General features: G+C 71.5%; 7 protein-coding genes. 6 read left to right on the forward strand and 1 reads right to left on the reverse strand.

Annotated features, from left to right (window positions below):
• Window positions 1-3,146 (reverse strand): amino acid adenylation domain-containing protein (locus ACFVWU_RS32010; protein ID WP_387627417.1); only part of this gene is annotated, 3,146 nt, incomplete at its 3' end.
• Window positions 3,147-3,763: 617 nt separating this feature from the next.
• Here ACFVWU_RS32010 and ACFVWU_RS32015 point away from each other — a divergent pair.
• The 6 genes from ACFVWU_RS32015 to ACFVWU_RS32040 all read left to right on the forward strand — a co-directional run bounded on the left by ACFVWU_RS32015 (window position 3,764) and on the right by ACFVWU_RS32040 (window position 10,269).
• Entirely contained in the window at window positions 3,764-4,537 is a 774-nt protein-coding gene (locus ACFVWU_RS32015) for a thioesterase II family protein (protein WP_387627419.1), read from the forward strand.
• Between the two features lie 130 nt (window positions 4,538-4,667).
• Window positions 4,668-4,880 carry an MbtH family protein gene (locus ACFVWU_RS32020; RefSeq protein ID WP_387627421.1) on the forward strand — a complete coding sequence of 71 codons (213 nt, stop codon included), beginning with the start codon at window positions 4,668-4,670 and terminating at the stop codon, window positions 4,878-4,880.
• A 78-nt stretch (window positions 4,881-4,958) separates the two neighbouring features.
• A complete protein-coding gene (gene hppD, locus ACFVWU_RS32025; protein WP_387627422.1) occupies window positions 4,959-6,062 on the forward strand; it encodes a 4-hydroxyphenylpyruvate dioxygenase in 1,104 nt (367 codons plus the stop codon).
• Window positions 6,063-6,091: 29 nt separating this feature from the next.
• Window positions 6,092-7,246 carry an alpha-hydroxy acid oxidase gene (locus ACFVWU_RS32030; RefSeq protein WP_387627457.1) on the forward strand — a complete coding sequence of 385 codons (1,155 nt, stop codon included), beginning with the start codon at window positions 6,092-6,094 and terminating at the stop codon, window positions 7,244-7,246.
• Window positions 7,243-8,547 (forward strand): PLP-dependent aminotransferase family protein, encoded by a 1,305-nt coding sequence (locus tag ACFVWU_RS32035; protein WP_387627423.1) that lies wholly within the window; start codon window positions 7,243-7,245, stop codon window positions 8,545-8,547. Before ACFVWU_RS32030 ends, ACFVWU_RS32035 begins: the two co-directional genes overlap by 4 nt.
• 63 nt (window positions 8,548-8,610) lie before the next feature.
• A complete protein-coding gene (locus ACFVWU_RS32040) occupies window positions 8,611-10,269 on the forward strand; it encodes an ABC-F family ATP-binding cassette domain-containing protein (RefSeq protein ID WP_387627424.1) in 1,659 nt (552 codons plus the stop codon).
• The last annotated feature ends 147 nt before the right edge of the window (window positions 10,270-10,416 follow it).

Consider the following 10,416-nt stretch of genomic DNA (forward strand, 5'->3'; position numbering starts at 1 on the left):
CGGGTTGTTCCGGTCCCGTCGAGGCGTGTGGCCAGGCCGGCGACGGTCGGGGTCTCGAACAGGGCGCGGATGCCGACCTCGACGCCCAGCACGGTACGGATCCGGCTCATCAGCCGCGTCGCGAGCAGGGAGTGGCCGCCGAGTTCGAAGAAGTTGTCGTCGATGCTGACGGACGGGACGCCGAGGACGTCGGCGAAGACGCCGCAGAGGATCTCCTCCTGCCGCGACGAGGGCGCGCGCCCTGCGGTCGTGGCCGCGTAGTCCGGTGCGGGCAGCGCCAGCCGGTTCACCTTCCCGCTCGGCGTCAGCGGCAGCGAGTCCAGCACCACCACCGCGCTCGGGACCATGTACTCCGGCAGCTCCGACGCGACGTGCCTGCGCAGCAGTTCGCCGTCCACAGGCTTCGCCGGCTCCCCGGCCGGGACCACGTACCCCACCAGCCGCTGGTCCCCGGGTCGGTCCTCGCGCACCACGACGCTGGCCCGGCCCACTGACGGGTGGCCGGCCAGCGCCGACTCGACCTCGCCGAGCTCGATGCGGAAACCGCGGATCTTGACCTGCGCGTCCGCCCGGCCGGCGAACTCCAGCGTGCCGTCCGCACGCCAGCGCACCAGGTCACCGGTGCGGTACATACGCTCACCGGCCGGGCCGAACGGGTCGGCCACGAAACGATCGGCCGTCAGCTCCGGGCGGTTCAGGTAGCCACGCGCCAACGCGGCACCGGCGACGTACAGTTCACCCGTCACGCCGACCGGGGCCGGTCGCAGCGCGTTGTCGAGGACGTAGACGCGGGTGTTGGCGATCGGGCGTCCGATCGGGGTCTCGGTGGCCCCGCAGTCGCCGATCAGCACATCGCCGCTGGTCTCGGAGGCGCCGTAGAAGTTGAGCAGCCGGGCGTTCGGCAGTGCCTCGGCGAATCGCGCGGCGAGGTACTGGGGGATGTTCTCGCCGGTGGTGACCCAGTGGGTGCACGAGGCCAGCAGCGGCGTGCCGACCTCGAGCAGGGCGGCGAGCAGGCTCGGTACGACGGTGATGCGGCCGATCCGGTGCCGGGCGATCAACTGGGCCAGGGCCAGCGGGTCCTTGGCGGACGCCGCGTCGGCCAGGACGACCGGGTCGCCGTGGAACAGCGAGCCGAGCAGCTCGGTGGAGCCGTCGACGAAGCTCATGGAGCTCTTCGCCAGGGTCGGCGCGCCCGGCCGGTACGGGTAGTCGCGGGCGATCGCGGTGAGCAGGTTGGCGGCGCTGGCGTGCAGGCCGACGACACCCTTGGGACGGCCGGTCGACCCCGACGTGTAGAGCACGTAGGCGGGGTGCTCCGGACGCAGCGGTCCGGTCCGGTCCTCGTCGGTCGGGTCGGTGGCGGGGAACCGTTCGAGTTCGGCGGTGAGCTCCGGGGCGTCGACGACGAGCAGGGGCGCCGGGGTGACGCCGCTCAGGCCGGCCGCGGTCCGCGAGCCGACCAGCACCAGGGCCGGCTGGGCGTCGGCCAGCATGTAGGCGATCCGCTCGGCCGGGTACTCCGGGTCGACCGGCAGGTAGGCGGCGCCGGTCTTGATGACGGCGAGCAGCGCCACCACCATCTCGACGGAGCGCGGAGCGGCCAGCGCGACGAGCCGCTCCGGGCCGGCCCCGCGTTCGATCAGCAGCCGGGCGAGCCGGTTGGCCCGCGCGTTCAGCTCGGCGTACGGGACCTCGGTGTCCTGGAACACGAGGGCGGTCGCCTCGGGGGTGCGGGCGACCTGGGCCTGGAACAGCTCCGGCAGTGTCCCGGCCGGAACGGCGGCCGTGGTGTCGTTCCACTCGGTCAGCGTCCGCCGGCGCTCTTCCCCGGTCAGCAGCTCGACCCGGCCGATGGGCTGGTGCTCGTCGGAGGCCGCGAGCGCGTCGAGGAACCGGATGAAGCGCTCGGTGTGCTCGGCGACCTGCGCGGCGTCGTACACCGACGGGTTGGCGTCGAGGGCGAAGAGCATGCCCTGTCCCGCGGCCCGGTCGTAGACGACGAATGCCAGGTCCTCGACGGGGCCGTTGGTGAGGTTGTGGGCGGTGGACGGGTGTCCGGCGAAGGTCAGGTCGTAGTTGAACGCCTGGATGTTGACGGTGGCGCCGACGAGCGGGCCGGACGCGCCGACCAGGCCGAGTTCCCGCCGCATCTCCTCGTAGCGGTAGCGCTGGTGGCGGAGGTCCTGGCGGGCGGCGGCGCTGGTCTGCTTGACCAGCTGGGCCAGGGTCAGCTCGGGAGTGACGGTCAGGCGCAGCGGCAGGGCGTTGGTGAGCATGCCGGGGATCGCGCGGATGGTCCGGCCGGAGCGGCTCATGACGGGCATGCCCAGGATGACGTCGTGGGCGCCGGTCATGCGGTGGGTGTAGGCGGCGGTCGCGGCCAGGACGAAGGCGGACCAGCCGACGCCGAGGCGGCGAGCGGTCGCCTTCAGGTGCGCGGAGTGCTCGATGCCGATCTCGACCGTGTGGCGCAGGTGGCTGCGGGCAGGGGGCGCGAAGTGGCCGCCGAGGTTGACCGGCTCGGGACGGTCGGCGAGGCGCTCCAGCCAGTACCGGCGGTCCTCGGCGTACTGCTCGGAGCCGCGGTAGGCGGCCTCGTCGTCGAGCAGGTGCTGGAAGGGCGGGAGCGGGTTGCCGTCGTCGGGGCGACCCTCGACCAGGGCGGTGTAGAGCTCGGCGGTGCGGGCCGCCATGAGCGAGCCGCTGTAGCCGTCCACGGCCGCGTGGTGGGCGCGCTGGTACCAGATGAAGCGGTTGTCGCCCGCGCGCAGGAGCGCCATGGTGAAGTGCGGTCCGTGCCGCAGGTCGCCGGGGCTCTTCAGGTCGGCCCACATCCAGGCCTGGGCGGCGGCCCACGGGTCCGGCTCGGCGGAGACGTCCACCAGGTGCAGCGGCCAGTCGCTGTGCGGGTCGATGCGCTGCCGGACGTCCTGGTCGGACTCGACGAAGGTCAGCCGGAAGCCTTCGGCCTCGCGGATGACCTGACGCAGGGCGGTCTCGAAGAGCCCGGTGTCGACGGGGCCGTGGATCTCCAGGCATTCGGCCATCCGGAAGGCTGGGCTCTCCGGGTCCAGCTGCTGGGCGAACCACATACCGGACTGGCCGGCGAGCAGGGGAAGGGTCTCGGCCTGGGGATCCAACATGCTTCGGCGCTCCGGTTTCATCGGCGATCTTCGTCGGGTGGTGACCCGTGGACGGCCTGACCTCGCGCGTGATGGCCGCGAGCGTCGGCGACTGGCCCTGGTTCCTCGGTGCGGGGTCGGGCCGGGGGAAGTCGTTGGCGGCATGGCTTGCCCGTGGCGAGGTCATCACCGCCACGGCCCGTCCGTGTGTCCGCGCATGCCGGAGAGGCGGGTGGCCTGTGGGGGCGTGCCGCAGTCCCTCCCGACGCGGCCGCCGGCCCGCTGGGCCAGCTCTCCTGGGGTGCCTCCGGTGGTGAGCGACCGCCTGGCAGCGGCCTGGCTGACGTTCCATCACGGTGGCAGTCGAGAAGCATAGCTGACCGGCCATCACCTGTGACCGCAGTTGATCGAATGTGACCGGTCTTGCCTTGACCGCACCCGTCGGGCTGTGATCAGCTGAATCCGCGCGGCCGCGATTGTGCGTCCGTGGCAGGAGGGGCTGGGGGGCGCCGTTCTCAAACTCCTGCCCCCCTTCCGCCCGATAGCCGGAACGCTGTCATATCCGGTTGTCGCCGGAGTGCTCTCCTGGTGATTTGTGATGCACGGGGGCGGCCCGAACTCGGGTCGGAAGGGTTGTTATGGACAGCAGTGGCAGGGAATCGGCCGATCGTTGGTTTCGAGCCGTACGTCCGATTTCGAACCCGAACATCCGACTCGTCTGCTTCGCCCACGCGGGCGGCGCGGCAAGCTTTTTCCGCTCCTGGGCCGGCCTAGTGCCCGATGGCGTGGAAATCGTGGCGGTTCGGTATCCGGGGCGGGAAGACCGCCTGCTCGACCCGCCGGCCGAGACGATGGCGGAGCTCGTCGAACCGCTGGTGCGCGAATGTTCCCGATTCTCCGACGCTCCGCTGGTGTTCTTCGGCCACAGCATGGGCGCGTCGGTCGCCCATGAGGTCGCCGTGCGCCTCCAGGCCGAGTGCGGTGTCACCCTGTCGGCTCTTGCGGTCTCCGGCCGGGCCGCACCCGGGCGGGAGTCCGCGCGCGGGCTCGCAGAGGCCGGTGACCTTCAACTCGTCGAGGAAGTCGGCCTGTTGGGCGGAACGGCGACGGGCATCTTCGACGACGCGGGCCTGCGGGAGCTGATCCTGCCGGCCATCCGCGCCGACTACCGATTGATCGAACGGTATCGGGCCCCCGAGGTCGAGAACGCCATGGTGAATGCCCCTATCTATGCCTACTATGGAAGTCAGGACGCGGAGCTGAGCGAGGATTCAATGGAATCCTGGTCGGCAGTGACGCGTGCCGGCTTCGCCGCGCGCGCCTTCGACGGCGGCCATTTCTACCTCGTGGAGCACGCCGAGGCCGTGCTCCGAGATCTTTTCTCCCGTATCGACTCCGCGGTCAAGGTCTGATCGCGAATCCGATGTTCTGTCCGTTGGTCAACGGGTGCGCCTCCCCGCATTCGTCGGCCCCGCTGTGCCCGGATATTCCTCCGGGCATCCACGGATCCCTCATCGAACCACCATGGAAAGGCTCCACATAATGACGAATCCGTTTGAGAACCCGGACGGCAGCTACCTCGTGCTGGTCAACGAGGAGGGGCAGCACTCGCTCTGGCCGGCCTTTGCCGAGGTGCCCGACGGCTGGAATAAGGCCTTCGGTGAGGCGGCCCGCCAGGAATGCCTCGACTATATCGAGACGTCCTGGACGGACATGCGCCCGAAGAGTCTCATCGCCGCCGTCCAGGAGAGCTGAGCCCGGCCTCTCCTCCCCTTGGCCGAACCAGGTCGCGGCACAACGGCCGTGACTCCCGAACAAGTTAGAGGCGTGCATATGGTGGACGGATCCGACTTCCCCGCCGATCTCGGTATCGAGTATGTCGAGTTCTACGTCGAGAACCTTGAGGCAAAGACCGCGGAGTGGGTCGACCGCTACGCGTTCGAGGTGATCGGCAGAAGCGGAACCGAGGCCGGGGGATTCCGGAGCACGGCGCTCCGGCAGGGCCGGGTCGTGCTGGTCCTGACCGAAGGCACCTCGGACGATCACCCCGCGACCCGCTACGTCCGGCGCCACGGCGAGGGCGTCGCGGACATCGCCCTGCGGACCGCGGACGCGTCGGCCGCCTTCGCCGCGGCGGTGGAACGCGGTGCCGACCGGGTCGACCGACCGGGCCCGGACGGTGCGGCGCCCGCCGCCACGATCGCCGGCTTCGGCGACGTGGTCCACACGTTCGTCCGGGGTGACGCCGGCGGGGAGCCCGGTCTGCCGCCGGGATTCGTCGCGGAGCCCGGGGCGGCCCCGGCCGGACCGGGGGACGGCGGCGCCGAACCGGTGGGTGCGCAACTGATCGACCACTTCGCCGTCTGCGTGAACGCCGGCGAGCTCGACCCCACGGTGGAGTACTACCGGAGCGTGCTGGGCTTCCGGGAGATCTTCGAGGAGCGCATCGTCGTCGGCGCCCAGGCGATGAACTCCAAGGTCGTCCAGAGCGCCTCCGGCGAGGTGACGTTCACCGTCATCGAGCCGGACACCACCGCCGCCCCGGGCCAGATCGACGGCTTCCTCGCCGGCCACGACGGTGCCGGCGTCCAGCACATCGCGTTCTCGGTCGAGGACGCCGCGCGCTCCGTCCGCGCCCTCGGGGAGCGCGGGGTGGAGTTCCTGACGACCCCGGGCTCGTACTACGACCTGCTCACCGAGCGGATCACCCCCAAGAACCACGAGCTGGACGAGCTGCGGGAGTTGAACCTCCTGGTCGACGAGGACCACGGTGGCCAGCTGTTCCAGATCTTCACCCGCTCCACCCACCCGCGCCGCACCCTCTTTTTCGAGGTGATCGAGCGGATCGGCGCCGAGACCTTCGGCAGCTCGAACATCAAGGCGCTCTACGAGGCCGTCGAGCTGGAGAGGTCCAAGCAGAGCGGCGCTTCCCAGTGAACCTCCCGGACCGTCAGGGGCCGTCCGTGGTGGCGCCGGAACCCGCGACCACCGGGGCCTCTCCGACCGCCGGACCCGACGAGCCGGTCTGCCTCGCGGACGTGGAGCGGGCCGCCTTCGCGACGGTGCCGAAGGACGTCTGGGACTTCGTCGCCGGGGGCAGCGGACGGGAGCTCACACTGGCGGCCAACCGCTCCGCGCTGGACGGCGTCCACCTGGTGCCCCGCGTCCTGCGGGACGTGTCCGGCTGCACGGCCGGGACGACCCTGCTCGGGCGCGACGCGGCGATGCCGCTGGCGGTGGCACCGGTGGCCTACCACCGGCTGCTCCACCCTGAGGGCGAACTGGCCACGGCCCGCGCGGCCCGTCGCGCCGGGGTGCCGTTCACCATCGGGACGCTGAGCAGCTACCCGCTGGAGGAGGTCGCCGCCGAGGCCGGCCGCAGCTGGTTCCAGCTCTACTGGCTGCGCGACGAGGCCCGGCTGTTCGACCTGGTCGCGAGGGCCGAGGACGCCGGCTGCGAGGCCCTGATGCTGACCGTCGACGTCCCGTGGATGGGACGGCGGCTGCGCGACATCCGCAACCGGTTCAGCCTGCCCGCGGACGTCACCGCGGCCAACCTCCCGGCCGGCGGCGCATCCGAGGCGCACACGGCACGCCGTGGCGCCTCCGCGGTCGCCGCCCACACCAGCGTGGCCATGACCGAGGCGCTGACCTGGGAGCACGTGGAGCGCCTGCGGGCCCGCACCCGCCTGCCGCTGATCCTCAAGGGGATCCTCGATCCGGAGGACGCCCGCCTCGCCGCCGGTCACGGCGTCGACGCGCTGGTGGTCTCCAACCACGGTGGGCGCCAGCTCGACGGTGCCGTGCCGGCCAGCACGATGCTCCCCGCGGTGCGCGAGGCCGTCGGCGACCGCGTCGAGGTCCTCTTCGACAGCGGAGTCCGCAGCGGTACGGACGTCCTGAAGGCCGTGGCCCTCGGCGCGTCGGGTGTCCTGGTGGGCCGCCCGCTGATCTGGGGGCTGGCGGTCGGCGGCGAGGCGGGCGCCGACACCGTCCTGCGACTCCTCGGCGAGGAGATCCGCGACGCGCTGGGCCTGGCGGGCTGCGACTCGGTCGCCGCCGCCCGGCTGCTGCGCACCGTCCGGGCCGACTACGACAGGGAAAGCGGTTCAGCACGATGAACAGCCAAGCGGCGGACCTCGCCCTCGGGACGCTCCACGAGTCCCTGGGGTCGCCCGTCAGTGAGTCCATGAACTTCCTCAACGAGGTGGCGCAGCGCTACCCGGACGCCATCTCGTTCGCGGCCGGGCGCCCGTACGAGGGCTTCTTCGACCTCGACGACATCCACCGTCACCTGGAGACCTACCGCCGGCACCTGGCGGACCGCCTGGGCGGTGACGAGGCCGCGGTGAGCCGGACGGTGATGCAGTACGGGCGTACGAAGGGGATCATCCACGAGCTGATCGCCCGGCACCTGGAGGTGGACGAGGGCATCACGGTGGACCCGGAGTCGGTCGTGGTCACGGTCGGCTGCCAGGAGGCCCTGTACCTGACGTTGCGCGCCCTGCGCCGCAGCGGCGACGACGTGCTCCTGTCGGTGGTGCCCGCCTACGTCGGGATGCACGGGGCGGCTCAGCTGGTCGACATGCCGGTGCTGCCGGTCGAGGAGTCCCCGGAGGGGATCGACCTCGACCACCTGGTCACCGTCGTGGAGCGCGCCAAGGCGGCCGGGCTGAACCCGCGTGCCTGCTACGTCGTCCCCGACTTCGCCAACCCGAGCGGGGTCAGGCTGAGCCTGGAGGCCCGCCGCCGGCTGCTGCGGCTCGCCGCGGAGCATGACTTCCTGATCCTGGAGGACAACCCGTACGGCCTGCTCGGCGACCCGGCAGGGCCGCCGACGATCAAGTCGCTCGACGACGCCGCACGGGTGGTCTACCTGGGATCGTTCGCGAAGACCGGGATCCCCGGGGCCCGGGTCGGCTACGCGGTCGCGGACCAGCGCGTGGTGGGTGGGCACGGCGGCCCGGAGACCCTCGCGGACCAGCTCGCCAAGATCAAGAGCATGGTGACGGTGAACACCTCGCCGATCGCCCAGGCCGTCATCGGCGGGAAGCTGCTGGAGCACGAGTACAGCCTGCGGGCCGCCAACACCCGCGAGATCGAGACCTACCGCAGCAACCTCCGCCACGTGCTGGACGGGCTGGAGCGGCGGTTCGGCGGGGGGAAGGCCCCCGGTGTCTCCTGGAACACCCCGTCGGGCGGCTTCTTCGTGCTGCTCACCGTGCCCTTCGCCGCCGACGACGCGCTGCTGGAGTTCAGCGCGCAGCGGCACCGGGTGCTGTGGACGCCCCTGCACCACTTCTACGCCGACCCCGAGCCGCGCCGGGTGATCCGGCTCTCCTTCAGCCACCTGCGGCCGCAGGAGATCGAGGAGGGCCTGGACCGGCTCGCCGACTTCGTCCACGGGCGGTCCGGCAGCTGACCGCGGGCCGGCGGGCCGAAATGCATTTGGGCCCGTCGGCCTGCCCGTAGCAAAATCCGACCTATGGGACACGTCGAGATTTCGCATCTGGAGTACTACCTGCCGGACGGGCGGGTGCTGTTCGACGACGCGTCCTTCCGGGTCGGCGAGGGCGCCGCGGTCGCCCTGGTCGGCGCGAACGGGGCGGGCAAGACCACCCTGCTGCGCATGATCGCGGGGGACATCCAGCCGCACGGCGGCTCGGTGACGATCAGCGGCGGGCTCGGCGTGATGCGCCAGTTCGTCGGCACCACCGGCCGCGAGGACCAGTCCGCCACCCCGGGCGCGCTGCCGGCCGACGCCTCGGTGCGCGACCTGCTGGTCTCGGTCGCGCCCGAGCGGATCGCCGAGGCCGCCCGCGCGGTGGACGCCGCCGAGCTGGCGATGATCGCCCAGGACGACGAGAAGACGCAGATGGCCTACGCCCAGGCGCTCTCCGACTGGGCGGACGTCGGCGGCTACGACTACGAGACCGACTGGGACGTCTGCACCATGGCGGCCCTCGGTGTGCCCTTCGACAAGGCCCAGTGGCGCGGTCTGAACACCCTCTCCGGCGGCGAGCAGAAGCGGCTGGTGCTGGAGGCACTGCTGCGCGGCCCGGAGGAGGTGCTCCTCCTCGACGAGCCGGACAACTACCTGGACGTCCCGGGCAAGCGCTGGCTGGAGGAGGCCATCAAGGCCACCTCGAAGACCGTGCTGTACATCTCGCACGACCGCGAGCTGCTGTCGAAGACCGCCGACAAGATCATCAGTGTCGAAGCGGGCGCGGCCGGCAGCAGCGTCTGGGTGCACGGCGGTGGCTTCGACACCTTCCACGAGGCCCGCAAGGACCGCTTCGCGCGCTTCGAGGAGCTGGGCCGACGCTGGGACGAGGAGCACGCCAAGCTCAAGAAGCTCGTCGTCACCCTGCGCCAGGCCGCCTCCGTCAGCCACGCGCTGGCCACCCGCTACGCCGCCGCGCAGACCCGGCTGAAGAAGTTCGAGGAGGCCGGCCGCCCCGAGGAGCCCCCGCGCGAGCAGACCATCACCATGCGGCTCAAGGGCGGGCGCACCGGCGTGCGCGCCTTCACCATGGAGCAGCTGGAGCTCACCGGTCTGATGCAGCCCTTCGACCTGGAGGTCTTCTACGGCGAGCGGGTCGGGGTGCTCGGTGCCAACGGCGCGGGCAAGTCGCACCTCCTGCGGCTGCTGGCCGGCGACGAGACGGTCGAGCACACAGGGGCGTGGAAGCTCGGCGCCCGGGTCGTCCCGGGCCACTTCCGGCAGACGCACGCCCACCCGGAGCTGTTCGGGCGTACCGTCCGCTCGATCGTCGAGGAGGAGCACGCGCTCAGCCGCGGCGCCGCGATGGGCGCGCTGCGCCGGTACGAGCTGGACCGGCAGGAGGAGCAGAAGTTCGAGTCGCTGTCCGGCGGCCAGCAGGCCCGGCTGATGATCCTCAAGCTCGAACTCTCCGGCGTGACAGCGCTGTTGCTCGACGAGCCGACCGACAACCTGGACCTGGAGAGCGCCGAGGCGCTGCAGGCCGGGCTGGAGGCCTTCGACGGCACGGTGCTGTGCGTCACTCACGACCGCTGGTTCGCCAGGACCTTCGACCGCTACCTGGTGTTCGGCGCGGACGGACGGGTGTACGAGTCGTCCGAGCCGGTCTGGGACGTCACCCGGGTGGAGCGCGAACGCTGAGTGACGGCTCGATGGGCGGGGAGGGGATTTTGACCCCCCCCCCCCCCCCCCGGGAAAAGGGGGCGTTTTTTTGGGTTTTGGGGGCGCGAACAAACAGGGGAGGGGGGGTGGCCCGGGGCAAAAAGTAGACCACCCCCCCGGCCCCCG

It is taken from the genome of Kitasatospora sp. NPDC058190, assembly GCF_042883685.1.
Taxonomy (GTDB): Bacteria; Actinomycetota; Actinomycetes; order Streptomycetales; family Streptomycetaceae; genus Kitasatospora.